General features: G+C 52.9%; 20 protein-coding genes. 7 read left to right on the top strand and 13 right to left on the bottom strand.

The window, feature by feature from the left end:
• Positions 1 to 2 precede the first annotated feature (2 nt).
• The 11 genes from mraY to leuO all read right to left on the bottom strand — a co-directional run bounded on the left by mraY (position 3) and on the right by leuO (position 12,763).
• Positions 3 to 1,085 carry a phospho-N-acetylmuramoyl-pentapeptide-transferase gene (gene mraY, locus WFN87_RS08095; protein ID WP_039290277.1) on the bottom strand — a complete coding sequence of 361 codons (1,083 nt, stop codon included), beginning with the start codon at positions 1,083 to 1,085 and terminating at the stop codon, positions 3 to 5.
• Entirely contained in the window at positions 1,079 to 2,437 is a 1,359-nt protein-coding gene (gene murF, locus WFN87_RS08090; RefSeq protein WP_166993539.1) for a UDP-N-acetylmuramoyl-tripeptide--D-alanyl-D-alanine ligase, read from the bottom strand. The genes mraY and murF overlap by 7 nt, the downstream gene beginning before the upstream one ends.
• Positions 2,434 to 3,921, bottom strand: coding sequence for a UDP-N-acetylmuramoyl-L-alanyl-D-glutamate--2,6-diaminopimelate ligase (murE, locus tag WFN87_RS08085; RefSeq protein WP_336982838.1), 1,488 nt, complete (start codon positions 3,919 to 3,921; stop codon positions 2,434 to 2,436). Before murE ends, murF begins: the two co-directional genes overlap by 4 nt.
• Positions 3,908 to 5,674: a peptidoglycan glycosyltransferase FtsI gene (locus tag WFN87_RS08080; RefSeq protein ID WP_008461778.1), complete on the bottom strand. Its 1,767-nt coding sequence runs from the start codon at positions 5,672 to 5,674 to the stop codon at positions 3,908 to 3,910. Before WFN87_RS08080 ends, murE begins: the two co-directional genes overlap by 14 nt.
• A gap of 15 nt (positions 5,675 to 5,689) precedes the next feature.
• Positions 5,690 to 6,052 carry a cell division protein FtsL gene (ftsL, locus tag WFN87_RS08075; RefSeq protein ID WP_008461776.1) on the bottom strand — a complete coding sequence of 121 codons (363 nt, stop codon included), beginning with the start codon at positions 6,050 to 6,052 and terminating at the stop codon, positions 5,690 to 5,692.
• Positions 6,049 to 6,990 carry a 16S rRNA (cytosine(1402)-N(4))-methyltransferase RsmH gene (gene rsmH / locus WFN87_RS08070; RefSeq protein ID WP_039300407.1) on the bottom strand — a complete coding sequence of 314 codons (942 nt, stop codon included), beginning with the start codon at positions 6,988 to 6,990 and terminating at the stop codon, positions 6,049 to 6,051. Before rsmH ends, ftsL begins: the two co-directional genes overlap by 4 nt.
• A gap of 2 nt (positions 6,991 to 6,992) precedes the next feature.
• Positions 6,993 to 7,451: a division/cell wall cluster transcriptional repressor MraZ gene (gene mraZ / locus WFN87_RS08065; RefSeq protein ID WP_008461772.1), complete on the bottom strand. Its 459-nt coding sequence runs from the start codon at positions 7,449 to 7,451 to the stop codon at positions 6,993 to 6,995.
• 562 nt (positions 7,452 to 8,013) lie between these two features.
• Positions 8,014 to 9,018, bottom strand: a complete 1,005-nt coding sequence (cra, locus tag WFN87_RS08060) for a catabolite repressor/activator (RefSeq protein WP_008461770.1) — start codon at positions 9,016 to 9,018, stop codon at positions 8,014 to 8,016.
• 176 nt (positions 9,019 to 9,194) lie between these two features.
• Positions 9,195 to 9,686: an acetolactate synthase small subunit gene (gene ilvN, locus WFN87_RS08055; RefSeq protein ID WP_008461768.1), complete on the bottom strand. Its 492-nt coding sequence runs from the start codon at positions 9,684 to 9,686 to the stop codon at positions 9,195 to 9,197.
• 2 nt (positions 9,687 to 9,688) lie between these two features.
• Entirely contained in the window at positions 9,689 to 11,413 is a 1,725-nt protein-coding gene (gene ilvI, locus WFN87_RS08050; RefSeq protein ID WP_336982835.1) for an acetolactate synthase 3 large subunit, read from the bottom strand.
• 405 nt (positions 11,414 to 11,818) lie between these two features.
• Positions 11,819 to 12,763, bottom strand: a complete 945-nt coding sequence (leuO, locus tag WFN87_RS08045; protein WP_336982884.1) for a transcriptional regulator LeuO — start codon at positions 12,761 to 12,763, stop codon at positions 11,819 to 11,821.
• A 427-nt stretch (positions 12,764 to 13,190) separates the two neighbouring features.
• Here leuO and leuL point away from each other — a divergent pair, with 427 nt between their 5' ends.
• From leuL to WFN87_RS08020, 6 genes are all read left to right on the top strand, one after another.
• On the top strand, positions 13,191 to 13,274 hold the full coding sequence (leuL, locus tag WFN87_RS24150; RefSeq protein WP_139827388.1) for a leu operon leader peptide: 84 nt from the start codon (positions 13,191 to 13,193) through the stop codon (positions 13,272 to 13,274).
• A 90-nt stretch (positions 13,275 to 13,364) separates the two neighbouring features.
• Positions 13,365 to 14,942, top strand: a complete 1,578-nt coding sequence (gene leuA / locus WFN87_RS08040; RefSeq protein WP_008461762.1) for a 2-isopropylmalate synthase — start codon at positions 13,365 to 13,367, stop codon at positions 14,940 to 14,942.
• Positions 14,942 to 16,033, top strand: coding sequence for a 3-isopropylmalate dehydrogenase (leuB, locus tag WFN87_RS08035; protein WP_166993533.1), 1,092 nt, complete (start codon positions 14,942 to 14,944; stop codon positions 16,031 to 16,033). Before leuA ends, leuB begins: the two co-directional genes overlap by 1 nt.
• A 2-nt stretch (positions 16,034 to 16,035) precedes the next feature.
• Positions 16,036 to 17,436, top strand: a complete 1,401-nt coding sequence (gene leuC / locus WFN87_RS08030; RefSeq protein ID WP_336982832.1) for a 3-isopropylmalate dehydratase large subunit — start codon at positions 16,036 to 16,038, stop codon at positions 17,434 to 17,436.
• An 11-nt stretch (positions 17,437 to 17,447) separates the two neighbouring features.
• Positions 17,448 to 18,053: a 3-isopropylmalate dehydratase small subunit gene (gene leuD / locus WFN87_RS08025; RefSeq protein ID WP_008461753.1), complete on the top strand. Its 606-nt coding sequence runs from the start codon at positions 17,448 to 17,450 to the stop codon at positions 18,051 to 18,053.
• Positions 18,054 to 18,183: 130 nt separating this feature from the next.
• Positions 18,184 to 18,906 carry a CPBP family intramembrane glutamic endopeptidase gene (locus tag WFN87_RS08020; protein WP_336982831.1) on the top strand — a complete coding sequence of 241 codons (723 nt, stop codon included), beginning with the start codon at positions 18,184 to 18,186 and terminating at the stop codon, positions 18,904 to 18,906.
• Between the two features lie 9 nt (positions 18,907 to 18,915).
• Here the strand turns inward: WFN87_RS08020 and WFN87_RS08015 are convergent, their stop codons facing one another.
• The gene (locus WFN87_RS08015) at positions 18,916 to 20,094 is read right to left on the bottom strand and encodes a sugar efflux transporter (RefSeq protein ID WP_166993529.1); all 1,179 of its coding nucleotides are present in this window, start codon (positions 20,092 to 20,094) and stop codon (positions 18,916 to 18,918) included.
• Between the two features lie 112 nt (positions 20,095 to 20,206).
• Entirely contained in the window at positions 20,207 to 20,386 is a 180-nt protein-coding gene (sgrT, locus tag WFN87_RS08010) for a glucose uptake inhibitor SgrT (RefSeq protein ID WP_008461749.1), read from the bottom strand.
• Between the two features lie 87 nt (positions 20,387 to 20,473).
• Here sgrT and sgrR point away from each other — a divergent pair, with 87 nt between their 5' ends.
• The gene (gene sgrR, locus WFN87_RS08005; protein ID WP_008461747.1) at positions 20,474 to 22,132 is read left to right on the top strand and encodes an HTH-type transcriptional regulator SgrR; all 1,659 of its coding nucleotides are present in this window, start codon (positions 20,474 to 20,476) and stop codon (positions 22,130 to 22,132) included.
• The last annotated feature ends 29 nt before the right edge of the window (positions 22,133 to 22,161 follow it).

Here is a 22,161-nt window from a genome sequence, read left to right as displayed (position 1 = left end):
ATTTAGCGAACCTTCAGCGTAGCCAGGCCAATAAGCACCAGCATCAGCGAAATAATCCAGAAGCGCACAATCACGCGTGGCTCCGGCCAGCCTTTCAATTCATAGTGATGGTGAATGGGCGCCATACGGAAGATACGCTGCCCTCTGAGCTTGAACGAGCCCACCTGCAGGATCACCGATAGCGTTTCAACGACGAACACGCCACCCATAATCACCAGCAGGAACTCCTGACGCAGCAGTACCGCGATAGTCCCCAGCGCCCCGCCAAGAGCCAACGAGCCTACATCGCCCATGAAGACCTGAGCCGGGTATGTGTTGAACCACAGGAAGCCCAGGCCTGCGCCGACAATCGCCGTACAGACGATAACCAGTTCACCCGCATGGCGCAGGTAAGGAATGTGGAGGTAGCCCGCAAAATTCATGTTCCCCGTAGCCCATGCCACCAGCGCAAAACCTGCAGCGACAAACACGGTAGGCATAATCGCCAGGCCATCAAGACCATCCGTCAGGTTTACCGCATTACCGGTACCAACAATTACAAAATACGCCAGCAGTACATAGAACAAACCAAGCTGCGGCATCACGTCTTTGAAGAACGGCACAACAAGTTCAGTTGCTGGCGTCCCTTTCCCGGCTGCATACATTGTGAAAGCAACGACCAGTGCAATCACCGACATCCAGAAGTATTTCCAGCGAGCAATCAGACCTTTGGTGTCCTTACGAACCACTTTGCGGTAGTCATCGACAAAGCCAACAATCCCGAAGCCGATCAGTACGAACAGCACGCACCAGACGTAAGGGTTCGAGGGATAAGCCCACATCAGCACGGACACCACAATGGCGGTCAGGATCATGATCCCGCCCATGGTTGGCGTTCCTTTCTTGCTAAAGTGCGACTCTGGACCATCGTTACGTACAACCTGCCCGAAGGAGAGTTGCTGTAAACGCGCGATCATCCGCGGTCCCATCCACAGGGAGATAAACAGAGCGGTCAGCAGGCTGACGATGGCGCGAAACGTCAGATAGGAAAAGACGTTAAAGCCGGAATAATATTTGACCAAATGTTCGGCCAGCCAAACTAGCATGCTTGTTTCTCCTGTAATGCGCGAACCACCTCTTCCATGGCCGCACTACGTGAACCTTTCACCAAAATGGTTAAAATTGAATGTTCCGCGATAAGCGCTTTCAAACGCGCCACCACGGCCTGTTTATCGGCAAAATGTTCACCAACTTCTGATGCGTCACTCAGCGTTTTACTTAACACGCCAACGCTCAAAACACGGTCAATACCTGCGGCTTTTGCCGCTTCGCCAACCTGACGATGGCAAGCTTCGGCTTCCTCACCCAGCTCGCCCATATCGCCAACTACCATCACACGGTAACCCGGCATTTCTGACAGAACCTGTGCCGCCGCGGTCATTGAACCCACGTTAGCGTTGTAGCTGTCGTCCAGCAGCAGTTGATTCTCTGCAAGCTGGATAGGGAACAGGCGGCCCGGCACGGCTTTAAGCTCAGCAAGCCCTGCTTTTACTGCTTCGAGCGTCGCGCCAACGGCCATTGCCAGCGCGGTAGCCGCCAGCGAGTTAGCAATATTGTGACGACCCGGCAACGGCAGAATGACATCAACATCGCCCTGCGGCGTATGCAGAGTAAATTCGGTACCGTGTGAGGTGATATGGATATTCGTTGCGGTGAAATCGCTTCCGGCAGCGTTCGGTGAGAAGCGCCAGGTTTTACGATCGCCAATGATCGCCTGCCAGTTCAGCCAGTCGTTGTTATCTGCGTTAAGGATCGCCGTACCGTTTGCCGCAAGGCCGGTAAAGATCTCGCCTTTAGCTTTCGCTACGCCCGCCAGAGAACCAAACCCTTCAAGATGCGCAGCCGCCAGGTTGTTTACCAGAGCCGCTTCCGGGCGGGTTAACCCTACGGTCCAGGCGATTTCCCCCTGGTGGTTTGCACCCAGCTCAATAACGGCATAATCGTATTCCGGCGTCAGGCGCAGCAGCGTCATCGGCACGCCAATATCGTTATTCAGGTTGCCAGCTGTATAAAGCGTGTTGCCGCACTGGCGCAGAATAGATGCCGCCATTTCCTTCACGGAGGTTTTGCCGGAAGAGCCGGTTAGCGCCACAACGCGAGTAGGCACCTGCTGGCGAACCCACGCACCTAGTTCGCCAAATGCAAGGCGGGTATCGGCCACAACCAGTTGGGGAACATCAATATCCAGCTTACGGTTAACCAATAATGCGCCTGCCCCGCCTTTCACCGCATCGGCGGCAAAGTCATGGGCATCAAAACGCTCGCCTTTCAGCGCAACAAACAGACAGCCAGCTGTCAGCTTACGGGTATCCGTTGTGACATCAATAATGTCGGCGTCTGCGCCATGTAGCTGCCCATTAAGAATGGATGCCAGTTGCTTCAGGGAGACGCGAATCATGCCACAACCCCCAGCAGGCGCGCTGCGGTAACGCGGTCGGAGTAATCCAGACGACGGTTGCCAACAATCTGATAGTCCTCGTGGCCTTTGCCCGCCAGCAGAACCACATCATTTTCTTTGGCCTGCATAATCGCGTTAGTCACCGCTTCTGCGCGGCCCAGCACAACGTGCACACGGCCTGCATCCAGCATACCGGTCAGGATATCGTCGACGATGGCCTTCGGTTCTTCGGTGCGTGGGTTGTCATCGGTCACCACCACCACATCGGCATATTGTTCGGCAATACCGCCCATAATTGGCCGTTTACCTTTATCGCGATCGCCGCCACAGCCGAATACACACCACAGTTTGCCGGAACAGTGCAGACGAGCTGCCTGTAGCGCTTTTTCCAACGCATCCGGCGTGTGGGCATAATCCACTACCACGGTAGGTTTGCCGGTAGTGCTGAACACTTCCATTCGCCCACAAACAGGTTGCAGACGCGGACCTGTGGCAATTAATGCTTCGAGCGGATAACCCAGCGCCAGCAGCGTGGCTAAAGCCAACAGCAGGTTACTGACGTTAAACGCGCCCATCAGGCGGCTTTCAATTTCGCCATTACCCCACGATGAACTGAAGTGAATCGTCGCTCCACCATCGTGATAAACCACTTCATCCGCTTTCAGCCAGCGCCCATACGCCCCCGGCTCAAGGTTATTTTCCATTGTGACCGCCACGGCATCCGGCAGGCGCGCCAACCAGCGGTGACCCACTTCGTCATCGGCGTTGATGATTGCCTGACCGCAGTCATGCTCGGAAAACAACAGCCACTTAGCGGCTTCGTAATTCGCCATATCACCGTGATAATCAAGGTGATCGCGGCTTAAATTGGTAAACACCGACGCGGCAAACTTCAGCGCCGCCACGCGATGCTGAACCAGACCATGGGATGAAACTTCCATGGCACCAAAGGTTGCACCTTGAGCCTTCAGGCTCGCCAGCACGTGCTGCACGTCTACCGCAGAACCCGTGGTATTTTCTGTCGGCACAACCTGCCCGAGCAGGCCATTGCCTACGGTCCCCATCACTGCGCCGGTTTCACCCAGCAGCTGCGCCCACTGCGCCAACAGTTGAGTCGTTGTCGTTTTGCCGTTGGTGCCGGTGACACCAACCAGACGTAAGGATTCAGAAGGTTGATGATAGAAACGGCCAGCCAATGCAGACAGGCGCTGATGCAGCTGGCTCAGGTAAATGACCGGTACGCCGTGCATCTCGCGAACTTCGCCATCCGCCGCTTCACCGTCCGCTTCTGCGATCACGGCAGCCACACCCTGTGCTATCGCCTGCGGGATATAACGACGCCCGTCCGCCTGATGACCGACCACGGCCACAAAAAGATCGCCCGCAGCCGCCACGCGGCTGTCGAGTGTCATCTCTCGCAGCGCTCTCGCAGGTAGCCCGGCTACCCACGGAGCAAGAAGGTCGCTCAAATTACGATCTGCCACCTGATGCCTCTTTCTGATTAATTACAAATTCGCTTTTCTCACCGGTTGCCAGCGCATCCGGCTCGATGTTCATGGTGCGCAGTACGCCGCCCATGATGGCACCGAACACAGGTGCAGATACGGCACCGCCGTAATACTTACCGCCCTGCGGGTCATTGATAACCACCACCAGCGCAAATCGCGGCTGGCTGGCTGGCGCAACGCCTGCGGTGTAAGCAATGTATTTGTTTATGTATTTACCGTCCGGCCCGACTTTTTTCGCAGTACCGGTTTTAATCGCAATACGGTAGCCCTTAATGGCCGCCTTCACGCCGCCGCCGCCGGGAAGCGCCACGCTTTCCATCATGTGCACCACGGTGCGGACGGTTGATTCAGCAAAGATACGCTCGCCGGGAACCGGCGGGTCAACTTTGGTTATCGACAGCGGGCGATAAATGCCGTAGCTGCCAATCGTTGCGTAGACTCGCGCTAACTGTAACGGGGTTACCATTAGCCCATAGCCGAAAGAGAAGGTGGCCCTCTCTATGTCAGACCACCGTTGTTTTTGAGGATATAAGCCACTGCGTTCCCCGACCAACCCCAAATTGGTCGCTTTTCCCAGTCCAAAACGTGAGTAAGTATCTACTAACGCTGAGGAGGGCATCGCTAACGCCAGCTTAGAAACACCGACGTTACTCGACTTCTGTAATACCCCGGTAAGGGTCAATTCGCTGTACCGCGCCACATCTTTGATCTCATGACCATTAATGCGGTACGGAATCGTATTCAGTACGCTATTTTCATTCACCACACCACGCTGCAACGCGGTCATTACCACCATCGGCTTAACGGTGGAACCCGGCTCGAAGACGTCGGTGATGGTGCGGTTACGCATTACGTCTTTTGCCGTGCCGGTTAGATTGTTCGGGTTGTAGGACGGGCTGTTCGCCATCGCCAGAACTTCACCAGTATTAACATCAACCAAAACGGCACTGCCCGATTCGGCTTTGTTGAAGGCAACGGCGTTATTCAGTTCACGATAAACCAGCGCCTGTAGGCGTTCATCAATGCTCAAAGCCAGGTTATGGGCGGCCTGGCTGTCGGTAGAGGAAATGTCTTCGATAACGCGCCCGTAGCGGTCTTTACGCACAATGCGCTCGCCAGGCTGACCGGTGAGCCATTTATCAAAGCTTTTTTCCACCCCCTCGATCCCTTCGCTGTCCACGTTGGTGAAGCCAATGAGGTGAGCAGTCACTTCGCCGGATGGGTAGTAGCGACGAGATTCCTGGCGAAGGTGAATTCCCGGAAGCTTAAGCTTTTTGATGTAGTCGCCAATATCCGGGTTAACCTGCCGCGCAAGATAAATAAACCGCCCATTGGGGTTGCTGTTCACGCGGGATGAAAGCTGGTCGAGAGGCATTTTTAGTGCATCGGCTAGCGCTTTCCAGCGGTTGTCCAGCGTGACTCCGCCAGCGTCATGCAATTCTTTCGGGTCGGCCCAGACGGCATTTACCGGTACGCTAACCGCAAGAGGACGTCCCGCGCGATCGCTTATCATCCCTCGGGAAGTAGACACTTCCTGCACACGCAATGAACGCATGTCACCCTGACGTACCAGCATGTCCGGGTTGATTATCTGCAGCCAGGCAACACGGCCCAGAAGGAAAGCCAGCGCCAACAGAATGCAACCGCAGAGCAACGCAAAACGCCAACTCACAAAGTTGGCCTGTTCTTCCTGACGTTTTGGTTTAAGCGTTTTTGCCGCTGCTCTCATCTGCCGCACTGTTCCTTATTGCTGAACTACGATGTTTTCCTGTGAAGGATCGACATGCTGCAGCTGCAGCTTTTCCGTCGCGATCCGTTCTACCCGGCTATGATCGCCGAGCGCATTTTCTTCAAGAATCAGGTTGCGCCATTCAATATCCAGCGCATCACGTTCGAGTACCATCTGCTCGCGCTGTGCAGTGAGCAGACGAGTATGGTGCGCCGTCGTGACCACGGAAACCGCGGTCACAATAATGGCAACGAACAAGCAAAGTGCCAGTTTCCCATGGCGCAGAAGATCGCCACCAATCACGGCAGGCAGCGCATGACGCTCGTTGCTGCCGAGCTGCGTCACTCTGCTGAGGGTTTCTGTCACCCGATTGATCATGCGTTAGTCCTCTCCGCAATCCGCAAAACAGAACTACGGGCGCGTGGATTTTCCGCCACCTCTTCTTCACCTGGCATCAGCTTACCTAGCGCTTTCAACTGGCGGCCACCCAGCTTATTCAGCTGTGCTTCCGTCATCGGTAAACCGGCTGGGACCTGTGGCCCACGGCTGTTTTCACGCATGAAGCGTTTAACAATGCGATCTTCCAGAGAATGGAAGCTGATGATCGATAAACGGCCACCGGGAGATAACGCCTCCAGCGAGCCATTCAGCGCTTTTTCAATTTCATCCAGCTCGCTGTTGATCCAGATCCGGATAGCCTGAAATGTTCGGGTAGCCGGGTGCTTAAACTTATCTTTAACCGGCATGGCGGCAGAGACGACGGCCGCCAGCTCTTTGGTACGCGTCATCGGCTCTTCCCGGTTACGCTCAACGATGGCGCGTGCAATGCGCTTACCAAAACGTTCTTCACCAAAGGTTTTAATAACCCAGGCAATATCGGCCTCTTCCGCCGTCATCAACCATTGGGCAGCGGATTGACCTCGCGTTGGGTCCATACGCATATCCAGCGGCCCATCACGCATAAACGAGAAACCGCGTTCTGCATCATCCAGTTGAGGAGAAGAGACGCCGAGATCCAGCAAAATGCCGTCGATCTTGCCGTCCAGTTCGCGCTCACGTGCGTAATCTGCAAGCGCAGAGAATGGGCCATGAATGATGGAGAAGCGTGGGTCATCGATAGCGGCAGCCGCAGCAATCGCCTGCGGATCGCGGTCGATCGCCAGCAGCCGTCCTTGCTCACCGAGCTGGGACAGAATCAGGCGTGAATGGCCACCGCGACCAAAAGTGCCATCAATGTAGATGCCGTCGGGACGAATATTCAGGCCGTTCACGGCCTCGTCCAGCAGCACCGTAGTGTGTTTAAAATTTTCCATCATTTCTAAAGTGACAAGTCCTGCAGACGATCCGACAAGGTGTTTGTCGAACCCTGCTCAGCGTCGATATCTTCCTTGACCTGTTGATGCCAGGTCGCTTCATCCCACAGCTCAAACTTATTGAACTGGCCGACCAGCATGACTTCTTTGGTAAGCCCGGCGTGCTGCCGTAAAACGGGCGCCAACAGCAATCGCCCGGCGTTATCCATCTGACATTCACTGGCATGCCCCAATAACAGACGCTGTACGCGGCGTTCTGCGGGGTTCATGCTCGACAGACGGGCAAGCTTTTGTTCAATGATTTCCCACTCAGGAACGGTATAAAGCAGCAGGCAGGGGTGATGGATGTCGATGGTACAAACCATCTGACCTTCTGAGGTTTCGATCAGCTTTTCCCTATAACGGGTAGGCACGGCGAGCCGCCCCTTGCTGTCGAGATTGACTAACGTTGCCCCACGGAACATGCCAGCCTCACCCTTTAATGACCCATTTCACCACTTTAACCCACAAATTCCCACATAAAGGAGTTTACGGAGGGGAGGAAAACCTTGTCAAGCCAGCCAGGCCGCTTACGGGAATAAATTCCCGCGCCTAAGCGATTGATAAATGGCTGGCGTGAAAAAGCCCGCAATAGCGAGGCAAAATTAACGTTATGAATATTTGAAAGAAAAAGACCAATAAACATCAACAGCGTTAAAACGACCGAATACTTGTCTGGAGAAATATTAAGTACTCAGTTTGCGACGCGGGCGGCATTTTAAGGTATTTCAAAGCGAGTGAACAGCGCCAGATGCCCGTCTGGCGCTGGCTCGGCGCGAGACAGAAGTAAAGAGAGGTTGCTAATGATTAATAATCCAACATTTCTTAGCTGCTGGTGTGTAACAAAATAATACAAAGAAGAGATTTATTTCTCGATGGAGATTTTTTTACCCGATTTTTCCCGCCTAATTAATTGCCTTAAAAAATAAGGGTAAATATACGGGAAAAATCTTAATTAACTTTAAGTGGCTGATAATGATCTCTTTATCAGTAACGACTTAAGCTACCCCGACGATAAAGATTGCGGCGAATTCGGGTCAACCCAGGCTTCGGCTTACGTGGCTCATCAAGGCTTGCCAGCACCAGTTCCAGTACGCGCTCGGCAACATCGCGGTGACGCTGTGCGACCGCCAATACCGGACACTGCAGGAAATCCAGCAGCTCATGATCGCCGAAGGTGGCGATCGCCAACTCCGAAGGCAGCCGCCCCTGACGGCGCAGCGTGACATCCATCACGCCCTGCAGCAGTGCGAAGGACGTTGTGTACAGCGCATCAGGCATCTCGTGAGTTTCCAGCCACTTTTCAAAAAGCTGAGCGGCAGCCTCACGCTCATAGCTGTTAGCGTAGAGATAATTGACGGTACGAGGATCGTCTTTCCAGGCAGTACGGAACCCTTGCTCACGCAGGAAACTCACGGACAGTTCAGGTAATGCACCAAGGTAAAGGATATTTTCACCAGGGAATTTCCGCAGCTCTTCAGCCAGCATTTCTGCATCGTCCTGATCGGCACCGACAACGCTGGTGAAGTGTTCACGGTCTAACGCACGGTCGAGCGCAATAATCGGGAACGAATCGTTTGCCCAACGCTGATAAAAAGGATGCTCCGGCGGCAACGAGGTAGACACTATAATGGCATCAACCTGCCGCTGCAGAAGATGTTCAATACAGCGCATTTCGTTGTCGGGTTGATCCTCAGAGCAAGCGATCAGCAACTGATAGCCGCGCTGGCGAGCCTGACGCTCAAGGTAATTTGCTATACGGGTGTAGCTGGTGTTTTCCAGGTCTGGGATCACCAGCCCAATAGAACGCGTGCGTCCTGCACGTAGCCCAGCGGCTACCGCATTAGGGTGGTAATTATGCTCGCGTACCACCGCCATGACTTTCTCAACGGTTTTATCGCTGACGCGATACTGTTTTGCTTTTCCGTTGATAACATAGCTTGCCGTGGTGCGCGACACGCCAGCCAGACGCGCGATTTCATCCAATTTCACTGTAGCCCCTTACTCTCCAGGTGATCCATACCCATGCTCTGGTTATGGTTAACGACATTCACATCTAAGCGCAGAATAATAACTCCGGCAACCGCTTTTGCAGGCGCTTGTTTTCTTATTTGCAAAAAAAAGCCCGGCAGTGATTACCGGGCATGTGAATTAGATCACATTCGGGACTAACGCATGATCTTATCGCCACGCGAAACGCCAACAATACCCGAACGGGCCACTTCGACGATTTTCGCAACATCACGGATCGTATCAAGGAACGCATTGAGTTTATCGCTGGTCCCGGCAAGCTGGACGGTGTAAAGCGTTGGCGTCACATCAATGATTTGCCCACGGAAAATTTCCGTGCTGCGCTTCACCTCTTCCCGCCCGTATCCGCTGGCCTGTACCTTCACCAGCATGATTTCACGCTCAACGTAGGCCCCCTGCCCCAGCTCACTGACGCGTAACACATCCACTAGCTTGTGCAGCTGTTTCTCAATCTGTTCCAGCACCTTCTCGTCACCCACGGTTTGGATTGTCATACGAGAAAGCGTGGGATCGTCAGTAGGCGCTACGGTAAGGCTTTCAATGTTGTAACCACGCTGGGAAAACAGACCAATGACCCGGGACAGCGCACCTGATTCATTTTCCAGTAATACAGATAATATCCGGCGCATAATCAGGTTCTCTCCGTTTTGCTTAGCCACATTTCATCCATACCGCCACCGCGAATCTGCATCGGATAAACGTGTTCAGTACCGTCAACTGTGACATCGACAAACACAAGTCGCCCGCCGCGCACGGTTTCCAGCGCTTCGGCAAGTTTGCTTTCCAGTTCTTCTGGCTTAGTGATACTAATTCCCACGTGGCCATAAGCTTCAGCCAGGCGAACAAAGTCCGGGAGCGACTCCATATAAGACTGAGAGTGGCGGCCTGAATAAATCATGTCCTGCCACTGTTTCACCATGCCGAGGTAACGGTTGTTAAGGTTCAAAACCAGAACCGACAAGCCGTACTGCAGCGCGGTAGAAAGCTCCTGGATATTCATCTGGATACTGCCATCGCCGGTGACGCAAATGACCGTTTCATCCGGCAACGCCATCTTCACGCCAAGCGCGGCAGGAAGACCAAAGCCCATCGTGCCTAAACCACCGGAATTTATCCAACGGCGTGGCTTATCGAACGGATAATAGAGCGCGGCAAACATTTGGTGCTGGCCCACATCGGAGGTGACATAAGCATCACCGTTCGTCAGGCGATAAGCGGTTTCAATAACAGCCTGCGGCTTGATAGCCTGGCTATGGCGATCGAACTCAAGGCAGTGACGAGCGCGCCACTGTTCAATCTGTTGCCACCAGTCCCGAATATCATCCCCGGATTGCTGAACGTCTTCCTGAGTAAGCAAGTCCAGCATTTGCGTCAGAGCTTGACGCGCATCCCCCACAATTGGAATATCCGCCGCAACTGTTTTGGAGATAGACGTAGGGTCGATATCAATATGCAGCACTGTTGCATTCGGGCAGTATTTAGCGAGATTGTTAGTGGTTCGGTCATCAAAGCGAACGCCAACGGCAAAGATAACGTCCGAATGATGCATCGTCATGTTGGCTTCGTAGGTGCCGTGCATGCCCAGCATACCCAGCGACTGGCGATGTGTAGCCGGGAATGCACCTAGCCCCATCAGCGATGAGACAACCGGAATATTGAGCTTTTCGGCAATCGTCAACAATTCTGCCTCGCAGGCTGAATTGATCGCCCCACCGCCTACGTACATCACCGGTTTTTTAGCCGCAATCAGCGTCTGCAGGGCGCGCTTGATCTGCCCTTTGTGGCCCTGCGTCGTTGGGTTGTAAGAGCGCATACTAACGGCGTCTGGCCAGGCATACGGCAGCTTATTCAGCGGACTCATGATGTCTTTGGGTAAATCAACGACCACCGGCCCTGGGCGGCCGCTGGACGCAAGCCAGAATGCCTTTTTGATGATCCCAGGTATGTCCTCGACCTGTTTTACCAGGAAGCTATGTTTAACGACTGGTCGGGAGATACCGACCATGTCACATTCCTGAAAGGCGTCGTAACCAATCAATGAAGTTGCGACCTGCCCGGACAACACAACCATCGGAATGGAGTCCATGTAGGCGGTTGCAATGCCGGTAATAGCATTTGTGGCGCCAGGCCCTGAAGTCACCAGCACAACGCCGGTTTCTCCCGTAGCACGCGCCAGGCCGTCGGCCATATGCACTGCAGCCTGTTCATGGCGTACCAGCACATGATCGATCCCACCCATAGTATGAAGCGCATCGTAAATATCGAGTACTGCGCCTCCCGGATAGCCGAATACTTGTTTTACGCCCTGATCGATTAACGACCGGACGACCATCTCGGCTCCTGACAACATCTCCATGGTTTTGCCTCCAGGCTCACGTTTTTGACTGCATGCAGAAGTCATTTCCGCACCGTCGTTGCGACAGGTTGTGTCTCTGCCTGTATCATTTTTATAGGTTTAGCCCATTAACATAACCGCTCAAGATCCGTCAGGCAATTACCCGCCAGAGCAACCTGAAGAGAAGAAATTGCACTCACCTCTATAAAAATCAGGCATAGCGGAGCGATCGACTAAATAGAGAGGGTGACTAATGACGAATATGCCAAAGATGCGGGGAATCACAGTGCGTTATGTATTAATTTAGCATTATTAAGCTGTGAGGAAGAGGCCACCAGAAAATGCTAAAGTACAAAATACTGCCTTTCTAACATAAAAAAGTGAAAACGGGCTGTTCAGGCCCGAGCATCCATAATACTGGTAACGTTATTGACATAAGCTTTTTGCTATCTGATTTTTCATCCACAAATGCCCCTTTTCTTGCCCGACTGAGCCATACCAGGATAAATAACAAGTACGCTTTCTTTTGATAAAAGGCACAGGAAACACTCTTAGATTCAATTCATTAGGAACACTATCAACCAACCAGCGTGGTGCAAGTGCCACAAGCCGTGTTTGTGAAACCACATTTAATACACAGGTCATTGCCATTCCCTGATAGGCAATCGCATTTTGCTTATTCAACGTGTCATACCACGGTGAACTGAAGGAGCCATAACATTCTGGAGAAGCCACCGCATGCTGCTGATTATAGAAATCACGCGTCGTTAGCGGAGAACAAAAACCAGGGTGCTCCTGGCCAGTGACTAAAACGATTTCATCCTCAAACAGTGGGATTCTTTTAAACTCAGGCCGAGAGATTTGATCATAACAAATCAAAAAATCAACTTCCTGATAGCGTAGCTGCCGCTCAATATCTTCATTGAAAGAAGATTTAAAAATTAATTGAACGTTTGGTGCCTTATATTTCATCGTATCTAAAATACGTGACATTATTTTACTGTCTAAAGGACTGGCAACGCAAAGCGTAAACTGCCGCTTGCTCCTTAGAGGATCAAAGTCCCCTTCCGGTAGCTCATTCTGGACCATCTGTAAGGCGTCACGAATCACGTCATAAAGCTGAAAAGCTCTGGCTGTTGCTTGTATCGTCCGCCCATTGCGAACAAATAACTCATCCTTGAAAGTGGTTTTCAACCGGGACACGGCGTTGCTGACGGCTGGCTGAGACATCCCCAACAGCCTGGCTGCACCGGTAATACTTTGTGCCCTCATTACCGTGTCAAAAACAGTCAGCAGGTTTAAGTCTACATTACGTAACAGAGGTCTTATTGCATCCAGAGTCTCCCGACTCTTATGTATTTTAGAATCCATTTTTACTCCAGTAATAAATAGAGTGCCATTCCACAATGCATAAGTTGGAAATTTCATTTTAATATCTTTCTGACAAGAATTTATAACGACTCAATTAACCAGAACAGTTATTACTGAAGCAATAAAACCACTCAATAAAAACCAGTAAATCACCGGATGGGTAATAAGAAATCTGTCAGCCCGTGAACAATACATCAGTTCTATCATATTCATAAGATGAATTATTTAAATTCAGTCTATTCTCAGACGATATTACGCCTTTTAATCTTAATTAATATATTAAGAAAAGACATTTTCTCGGTATCTTTCACTGAGCAAACACGACGAACGCATCGGCCCAGCGATCCCACAACCGGCCTAAAGGTTGACACCTGCGTTGAGATCAAGTACCAATAAATACATCACGAAATTGCACAGGGCTTGAAACATGAATCGCACCGTCCGCCTACTTGGTCTACTACTAAACGCATCTTATTTGCGCGGTAGACTGGTGGGCGACAATCAGCGTTGATTCAAGCCTTCAGACAGAAAAAACCCGCGCCAATGCGCGGGTTTTTTTATGCTCGTCGCGAAGGCACCCAAAGAGATAAAGGACCGAACCATGAGCCAGCAAGTCATTATTTTTGATACCACATTGCGCGACGGCGAACAGGCTTTACAGGCAAGCCTGAGCGTAAAAGAGAAATTGCAGATCGCTATGGCGCTGGAACGTATGGGCGTCGACGTCATGGAAGTCGGCTTCCCTGTCTCTTCCCCCGGTGATTTCGAATCCGTACAGACTATTGCCCGCAATATCAAAAACAGCCGCGTTTGTGGCCTCGCTCGCTGCGTTGAAAAAGACATCGATGTTGCCGCTGAATCCTTAAAAGTCGCTGAAGCCTTCCGTATTCATACTTTCATCGCCACCTCTCCAATGCACATCGCCACCAAGCTACGCAGTACGCTGGATGAAGTCATTGAGCGCGCTATTTATATGGTGAAACGCGCCCGTAACTACACCGATGACGTAGAATTTTCCTGTGAAGATGCTGGCCGCACGCCGATTGCCGACCTGGCTCGCGTAGTCGAAGCCGCGATCAACGCAGGCGCAACCACCATTAACATCCCGGATACCGTCGGCTACACCATGCCGTTTGAGTTCTCCAACATCATCACCGGTTTGTATGAGCGCGTGCCGAACATTGATAAAGCGATTATTTCCGTGCACACCCACGACGATTTGGGGCTGGCCGTAGGTAATGCCATGGCGGCAGTTCACGCGGGTGCTCGCCAGGTGGAAGGCGCAATGAACGGTATCGGTGAACGCGCGGGTAACTGCTCACTGGAAGAAGTCATCATGGCTATCAAGGTGCGCAAGGACATCATGAACTTGCACACCAATATCAATCATCAGGAAATCTGGCGCACCAGCCAGATGGTTAGCCAAATCTGCAACATGCCAATTCCGGCCAACAAAGCTATCGTCGGCACTGGCGCCTTCGCCCACTCCTCCGGTATTCACCAGGACGGCGTGCTGAAAAATCGCGAAAACTACGAAATCATGACGCCAGAATCCATCGGCCTGAATCAGGTACAGCTGAACCTGACCTCACGCTCCGGCCGGGCCGCGGTGAAGCACCGCATGGACGAGATGGGTTACAAAGAGGCTGATTACAATCTGGATAACCTGTACGACGCCTTCCTGAAACTGGCAGATAAAAAAGGCCAGGTATTTGACTACGACCTGGAAGCATTGGCCTTCATCAACAAGCAGCAGGAAGAGCCTGAGCACTTCAGCCTAGATTATTTCAGCGTGCAGTCGGGTTCTAACGGTATCGCGACGGCATCCGTGAAGCTGGTTTGCGGCGAAGAGGTCAAAGCAGAAGCAGCAAATGGTAACGGCCCGGTGGATGCGGTCTATCAGGCCATTAACCGCATCACCGATTACAACATTGAGCTGGTGAAATACAGCTTAACCGCCAAAGGGCAAGGCAAAGACGCCCTGGGCCAGGTAGATATCGTGGTGGATTACAACGGCCGCCGCTTCCACGGCGTAGGGCTGACAACCGACATCGTCGAATCATCAGCCAAAGCCATGGTCCACGTGCTGAACAACATCTGGCGTGCCGGTGAAGTCGAAAAAGAATTGCAACGCAAAGCTCAACATCAGAATAAAGAACAAAATCAGGAAACCGTGTAATGTCGAAAAATTACCATATTGCAGTTTTGCCGGGTGACGGTATTGGCCCGGAAGTGATGGCTCAGGCCCTGAAAGTACTGGATGCAGTTCGCAATCGCTTTGATATCCGCATTAGCACCAGCTCCTATGACGTCGGTGGTGCCGCGATTGATCGCCACGGCAGCCCGCTGCCGCAGGCCACAGTCGAAGGTTGTGAGCAGGCCGATGCGATTCTGTTCGGCTCTGTAGGTGGCCCGAAATGGGAACATCTGCCGCCAGCAGAACAGCCTGAACGCGGTGCCCTGCTGCCGTTGCGTAAACATTTTAAACTCTTCAGCAACCTGCGCCCTGCGCGTCTGTATCAGGGGCTGGAAGAGTTTTGCCCGCTGCGCGCCGACATCGCAGCTAACGGCTTCGACATTCTGTGCGTTCGCGAACTGACCGGCGGGATTTACTTCGGCCAGCCGAAAGGCCGTGAAGGTAGCGGTATGCACGAGAAAGCCTTCGATACCGAGGTTTACCACCGCTTTGAGATCGAGCGCATTGCACGCATCGCCTTTGAATCTGCCCGCAAACGCCGCAGCAAAGTGACCTCCATTGATAAAGCAAACGTGCTGCAAACCTCACTGTTGTGGCGTGAAATCGTCAACGAAATCGCTAAAGAATACCCGGATGTGTCGCTGTCCCACATGTATATCGACAACGCCACCATGCAGTTAATTAAAGATCCATCGCAGTTCGACGTTCTGCTGTGCTCCAACTTGTTCGGAGACATCCTGTCCGACGAGTGCGCCATGATCACCGGATCTATGGGCATGCTGCCTTCTGCCAGCCTCAACGAACAAGGCTTTGGCTTATACGAACCTGCGGGTGGTTCAGCACCGGATATCGCCGGGAAGAACATTGCCAACCCTATCGCGCAGATCCTGTCGCTGGCGCTGCTGTTGCGCTATAGCCTGGATGCTGAGGAAGCCGCGCAGGCTATCGAAAGCGCCATTAATCGCGCGTTAGAAGAAGGCCACCGTACCGGGGATTTAGCCCGCGATGGTCACGCAGTCAGCACCGACGAAATGGGCGATATCATTGCCCGCTACATCGCTCAGGGGAAATAATCATGGCCAGGACCTTATATCAGAAGTTGTACGACGCCCACGTCGTGTATGAAGCCCCGGAAGAGACACCGCTGCTGTATATCGATCGCCACCTGGTGCATGAAGTGACTTCCCCGCAGGCCTTTGACGGATTGCGCGCCCATGGCCGCCCGGTTCGTCAGCCGGGGAAAACCTTCGCCACAATGGACCACAACGTGTCGACCCAAACTAAGGACATCAATGCCTCCGGCGAGATGGCCCGTATTCAGATGCAGGAACTGATGAAGAACTGCAAAGAGTTTGGCGTTGAGCTGTACGATCTGAACCACCCTTATCAGGGCATCGTTCACGTTATGGGGCCAGAACAAGGGATCACCCTGCCGGGCATGACCATCGTGTGCGGCGACTCCCATACTGCCACTCACGGCGCATTCGGCGCGCTGGCTTTCGGGATTGGGACTTCCGAAGTTGAGCATGTCCTGGCAACGCAGACTCTGAAACAGGGTCGTGCGAAAACCATGAAAATTGAAGTTCAGGGCCAAGCAGCTCCAGGGATCACGGCCAAAGATATCGTGCTGGCCATCATCGGTAAAACCGGCAGCGCCGGCGGCACCGGTCACGTGGTTGAATTCTGCGGCGACGCTATTCGTGCGTTGAGCATGGAAGGCCGCATGACGCTGTGCAACATGGCTATCGAAATGGGGGCCAAAGCCGGGATTGTTGCGCCGGATGAAACCACCTTCAGCTATGTGAAAGGCCGTCTGCACGCCCCTAAAGGCGCGGCCTGGGATGAAGCCGTCGAGTACTGGAAAACCTTCAGCACCGACGAAGGCGCTAAATTTGACACCATCGTCACCTTAGACGCCGCCGACATTGCCCCGCAAGTGACCTGGGGAACCAACCCGGGCCAGGTAATTTCTGTTACCGACAATATCCCTAACCCAGAATCCTTCAGCGATCCAGTAGAACGTGCCTCGGCAGAAAAAGCGCTGGCCTATATGGGCCTGCAACCGGGTATTCCGCTGACCGAAGTGGCTATCGATAAAGTCTTTATCGGTTCCTGCACCAACTCGCGTATCGAAGATCTGCGCGCAGCAGCTGAAGTCGCCAAAGGTCGCAAAGTCGCACCAGGCGTTTTGGCCATGGTTGTGCCAGGCTCAGGTCCGGTTAAAGCTCAGGCCGAGTCTGAAGGGCTGGATAAGATCTTCATTGAAGCCGGTTTTGAGTGGCGTTTGCCTGGGTGTTCCATGTGCCTGGCCATGAACAATGACCGCCTGAATCCAGGCGAGCGTTGCGCCTCCACCAGCAACCGTAACTTCGAAGGTCGTCAGGGCCGTGGCGGGCGTACTCATCTGGTCAGCCCGGCGATGGCAGCCGCCGCCGCTGTTTCCGGTCATTTTGCCGATATTCGTACACTGAAATAAGGGGAACTACCATGGCAGAGAAATTTATCCAACATACCGGCCTGGTCGTTCCGCTGGACGCGGCGAACGTCGATACCGATGCCATTATCCCGAAGCAGTTTTTGCAGAAGGTCACCCGCACCGGTTTTGGCGCCCACCTGTTTAACGACTGGCGTTTTCTGGACGATGCCGGGCAAGTGCCTAACCCGGAGTTCGTGCTGAACTACCCGGAATTTAAAGGCGCCTCTATTTTGCTGGCGCGTGAAAACTTCGGCTGCGGCTCTTCGCGCGAGCACGCCCCGTGGGCATTAACCGACTACGGTTTCAAAGTGGTCATTGCGCCAAGCTTCGCGGACATCTTCTATGGCAACTCGTTTAACAACCAGCTGTTGCCGGTTATCTTGAGCGATGAGCAGGTTGATGAGCTGTTCAAGCTGGTCGATGCCCAGCCCGGCATTAAGTTTGTCGTCGACCTTGAAGCACAGACGGTTCAGGCGGGTGAGAAAAGCTATTCGTTCGAGCTGGATAGCTTCCGCCGTCACTGCATGTTGAACGGCCTGGACAGCATCGGCCTGACGCTGCAGCACGAAGCCGCTATTTCTGGCTACGAGCAAAAACTGCCAGCGTTTATGCGGTAATACAAAAAGGGGCGTCTTCTCAGCGCCCCTTTTATTTCAGTATTAACACCCGCCAGATATTCACTTTTCCCGCACTAAATGCATAATGCTAAAGCGTTATTTATAACGACACGTCTTTAATAAGCCACGGATGGGCCAGCAAGAAATGCTGTCTGTTCTCTTTATCACTTACAGCCACAATGACGGATTTATGCTTAAAAATCAGGACAGGCTACTTCACTTACTCATCTGTATCGGAGCCTGGATTGGCTGGTATGCATTATCCATTTTCGCCACAATGCTGCCTGGATTTACAGGTCTATTCCGGTCAGGTATGGCGATACCCGCGCTGATCATCTGCTTTTGGTTACCGTATACCCTGATTATCTGGCGACGCTATCAAAATCATTATAGGACGTTGCCTTTAGGGAAAGTCACCCCCTCTGGACTGATACTTCCGGCAATTGCATTATTTATGTTGGTTATTATTCAACAATTTACCGGCTCCCCTGAACCCTGGATGCAAAGCATAGAGCAGCTACCTGCGCGCAGTTTAGTGCTGGTAGCACTCACAGCCACTTTACTGGCTCCCATTGTAGAAGAAGTTATTTTTAGAGGTTTTTTATTAAATGCAGGTGAAGGGTATGGCAAGGTGGGTAAAAACGCCGCTATGTTGATGGCATCCGTTCTTTTTGCCTTCAGCCACTCGCAATATCAGAACGCAACGACTTTTATTAGCCTGTTTATCTTTTCGGTGATTCTCTGCCTGGCCCGTGTTTACTCCGGCAGCCTGATTGTGCCAATAATTTTGCACGGCTTAAACAATGCAATATCGTTTTCCTTTTTGCTTTTACTTGATAAGCCGCTTCAATAGCGGCTCAAATCAAACGTTCTTAACCCGGCTAGTCAGGAACAGCGCGACCACCGCCAGCGCCGCCATCAGCCAGTAAACAGAATAGTGACCAAAACCTTCCGCCAACGCGCCCTGCAGTATCCCAGCCAGAATCACGCCCGTTGAAATACTGTTGGTGAATAGCGTCGTTGCAGATCCCGGCCTTCCCGGCATCAAATCCTGGAACCACAGCATGCCTATCCCCGCAATAATCCCGATAAACACCGCATTAAACAACTGTAAGATCACCAATGCCGTTTTAGAGTGGAACAGAATCAGCCCAACATAAAACAGGATGCCAGCAACAACCGCCGCCACCATCATGTTACGTTTTCCAAAGCGTTTCACGTAGTAGCCGGCGAGGATCATCGCGGGGATCTCAATCCCTGCAGCCGTGCCCATTAATAACCCCGCCAGCTCATCCGGCAGCCCAAGATCCTGGCTTATCCACAGCGGCATATCGATGATGTACATGGTGTTGCAAGTCCACATCAGCATCGAAGCGATAAAGAGCATCCGCACGTTACTGTCTTTCCAGCCGCTGACCTGCGTTATTGCCACCTCTGCGGGCTGCTCAACTCTCGGCACGGACGGCAGCGCGAAAATAATCAGCGCCAGTGAAATAACGAATATCCCGGCAGCGATAAGAAACATCGTGGTAAAGCCATATTTCAGCGCCAGCATAAAAGAGAGTGGCGGCCCGATAACCCACGCCAGAGAAAGCTGCGCCCGCATGATCGAGCTGAACATCACCACTTCGCGGGCAGAACGGTCGGCGTACTCACGCGCCAGGGCAAAAATCTGCGGCATGGCGGTATTGGCTATTGAGGCAAACATCACGCCAAGCGTAATCAGCGTCAGATAATGACGATTAAAGGCAAACAGAACGCAGTTTGCCACCGCCATCGCGCAGCAAACCATAATCAGTTTTCGCCGGTCGCCCCGACTGTCCGACCTTTTGGCCAACAGCAAACTGACGCCAATCCCGGCAATCGCGTTAACGGTGTAAAACAGGCCGACCCAAAACGGCCTCACTTCGACTTCTCGAGTTAAAAACAGGCTAAGCGTCGGTGCCTGCAACGCCCCGGCCACGCCAATCATAAAAGAGACGGCCATGAAGGCAGCGTAAACAGGGTTAAAACGGCGTGCGCGGGTCAAAAACCAGAGCATGGAATGTCCTTAAAAGGAGATGTCGTCAGAGGTATTTGTTAAATGCATAAAGATTAAACGAAAAAAGCCAGCAGTAAACAGCTGCTGGCCGGTGAAAAGCACCAATACTCAGTCACACATGAGTCGGCGCGTTGGCGTTCTCGGGCATCGGGGTTGTAACCTCCCACTGCATCAAGTCTTCGAGCATCCTTAGTCTTTGCTCCACCGTCAGGCGAGCCAGCCATCCAGAGCAAACAAACTGTGTTGCGGCAAAGTACTGTTGGAAAAACTTCGCAGGTGATGACCGCTTCATAAACACCTCCTCGCTTCATCGGGAATCATTATTGACGTAATATAGGGAGAGTTAAATTGATGAGTTTCCGCCAGGAGTTCCTCTTTTATGTCTTCGTCACGCCTGCAACAACAATTCATCCGCCTGTGGCAATGCTGCGAAGGCAAACCTCAGGAAACCACGCTCAATGATTTAGCGGATTTGCTGAGCTGTTCCCGCCGCCATATGCGTACGCTGCTTAATGCGATGCAGGAAAAAGGCTGGCTAAGCTGGCAGGCGGAAGCCGGACGAGGCAAGCGCTCGCAGCTCACTTTCCTCTATACCGGGCTGGCGCTTCAGCAGCAGCGGGCGGAAGATCTGCTGGAGCAGGATCGCATCGATCAGCTGGTTCAAATCGTCGGCGACAAAGCCGCTGTCCGCCAGATGCTGATTTCTCATCTTGGCCGCAGCTTTCGCCAGGGCCGACATATTCTGCGAGTCCTTTACTATCGCCCGCTGCTAAATCTGCTGCCCGGCTCGGCGCTGCGTCGCTCAGAAACCCACATCGCCCGCCAGATTTTTAGCGGCCTGACGCGAATAAATGAGGAAAATGGGGAACTCGAAGCGGACATTGCTCACCACTGGCAGCAAATTTCCCCTTTACGCTGGCGCTTCTTCCTGCGCCCAGGCATCCATTTCCATCACGGTCGCGAGCTGGACATGCTCGATATCATCTCTTCCCTGCAGCGCATCAACGCTCTGCCGCTTTTTGCCCATATCACGCAAATCACCTCGCCGACTATCTGGACACTGGATATCCACCTTAGTCAGCCTGATGACTGGCTGCCGTGGCTGTTGGGCAGCGTGAACGCCATGATCCTGCCGCGCGAATGGACAACGATGACAAATTTCGCCAGCCAGCCCATCGGCACGGGCCCCTATTCCGTGGCTCGGAACAACCGCAACCAGCTGAAGATCCACGCCTTTGATGATTACTTTGGCTTCCGGGCGCTCATTGACGAGGTCAACTTTTGGGTACTGCCGGAAGTTGGCGAGGAGTCCAGCTGCGGCGTGCAGCTCCAGGGCATGCCGGACAGCGAAAAAGCCGTGGAAAGCCGCCCGGAAGAAGGTTGCTACTATCTGCTGTTCGACAGCCGATCCAGCCTTGGCGTTGACGAAAGCGTGCGCCAGTGGATTGGGCATATTCTCTCCCCGGTTAACCTTATCTACCGCGCTACAGAGCAGTATCAGCAGTACTGGTTCCCGGCTTATGGTTTGCTCCCCCGCTGGCACCATTCGAGGCCCGGGCCGTTGCTCCCTAAACCTGCCGGCCTGGAGAGCATAACGCTCACCTACTACCGCGACCACGTAGAGCACCGGGTGATCAGTAGCATCATGACCGAATTACTGGCAGAGCAGGGCGTGAAGCTGGTTGTGCAGGAGATAGACTATGCTGAGTGGCATCAGGGCGAGGCCGAAAGCGACATCTGGCTGAACAGCGTGAACTTCACCATGCCGCTGGAATACTCTCTGTTTGCCCAGCTTTACGAAGTCCCGCTGATTCAAAAATGCATCCCTGGCGACTGGCAGGGCGATGCCCGTCGCTGGCACAGCAAAACGCTGGCCCTGCCTGAGTGGTGCAAGCAAATGCTGGAGCGCAATGACGTTATCCCATTGATTCACCACTGGTTGCGCATTGAAGGCCAGCGCAGTATGCGTGGGGTGAGGATGAACACGCTAGGCTGGTTTGATTTCAAATCTGCCTGGTTTGCCCCACCGGGCCCATAACGCTTTCGTAACATGACTTCCGTAACCCA

The organism is Cedecea sp. AS113 (assembly GCF_037152415.1).
Classification (GTDB): Bacteria; Pseudomonadota; Gammaproteobacteria; order Enterobacterales; family Enterobacteriaceae; genus Cedecea.
The sequence above is the reverse complement of the archived record's forward strand: the minus strand, read 5'-3'. Positions and strand labels throughout refer to the sequence as shown.

Bases quoted from the DNA above. Each gene is read 5' to 3' on its own strand.
- leuA (WP_008461762.1), top strand. From the start codon at position 13,365: ATGAGCCAGCAAGTCATTATTTTTGATACCACATTGCGCGACGGCGAA.
- mraY (WP_039290277.1), bottom strand. From the start codon at position 1,085: ATGCTAGTTTGGCTGGCCGAACATTTGGTCAAATATTATTCCGGCTTT.
- ilvI (WP_336982835.1), bottom strand. From the start codon at position 11,413: ATGGAGATGTTGTCAGGAGCCGAGATGGTCGTCCGGTCGTTAATCGAT.
- WFN87_RS08080 (WP_008461778.1), bottom strand. From the start codon at position 5,674: ATGAGAGCAGCGGCAAAAACGCTTAAACCAAAACGTCAGGAAGAACAG.
- sgrR (WP_008461747.1), top strand. From the start codon at position 20,474: ATGTCTTCGTCACGCCTGCAACAACAATTCATCCGCCTGTGGCAATGC.
- ftsL (WP_008461776.1), bottom strand. From the start codon at position 6,052: ATGATCAATCGGGTGACAGAAACCCTCAGCAGAGTGACGCAGCTCGGC.
- murF (WP_166993539.1), bottom strand. From the start codon at position 2,437: ATGATTCGCGTCTCCCTGAAGCAACTGGCATCCATTCTTAATGGGCAG.
- WFN87_RS08015 (WP_166993529.1), bottom strand. From the start codon at position 20,094: ATGCTCTGGTTTTTGACCCGCGCACGCCGTTTTAACCCTGTTTACGCT.
- WFN87_RS08020 (WP_336982831.1), top strand. From the start codon at position 18,184: ATGGGCCAGCAAGAAATGCTGTCTGTTCTCTTTATCACTTACAGCCAC.
- leuO (WP_336982884.1), bottom strand. From the start codon at position 12,763: ATGGATTCTAAAATACATAAGAGTCGGGAGACTCTGGATGCAATAAGA.
- leuB (WP_166993533.1), top strand. From the start codon at position 14,942: ATGTCGAAAAATTACCATATTGCAGTTTTGCCGGGTGACGGTATTGGC.
- leuL (WP_139827388.1), top strand. From the start codon at position 13,191: ATGAATCGCACCGTCCGCCTACTTGGTCTACTACTAAACGCATCTTAT.
- ilvN (WP_008461768.1), bottom strand. From the start codon at position 9,686: ATGCGCCGGATATTATCTGTATTACTGGAAAATGAATCAGGTGCGCTG.
- leuD (WP_008461753.1), top strand. From the start codon at position 17,448: ATGGCAGAGAAATTTATCCAACATACCGGCCTGGTCGTTCCGCTGGAC.
- sgrT (WP_008461749.1), bottom strand. From the start codon at position 20,386: ATGAAGCGGTCATCACCTGCGAAGTTTTTCCAACAGTACTTTGCCGCA.
- rsmH (WP_039300407.1), bottom strand. From the start codon at position 6,990: ATGATGGAAAATTTTAAACACACTACGGTGCTGCTGGACGAGGCCGTG.
- mraZ (WP_008461772.1), bottom strand. From the start codon at position 7,451: ATGTTCCGTGGGGCAACGTTAGTCAATCTCGACAGCAAGGGGCGGCTC.
- leuC (WP_336982832.1), top strand. From the start codon at position 16,036: ATGGCCAGGACCTTATATCAGAAGTTGTACGACGCCCACGTCGTGTAT.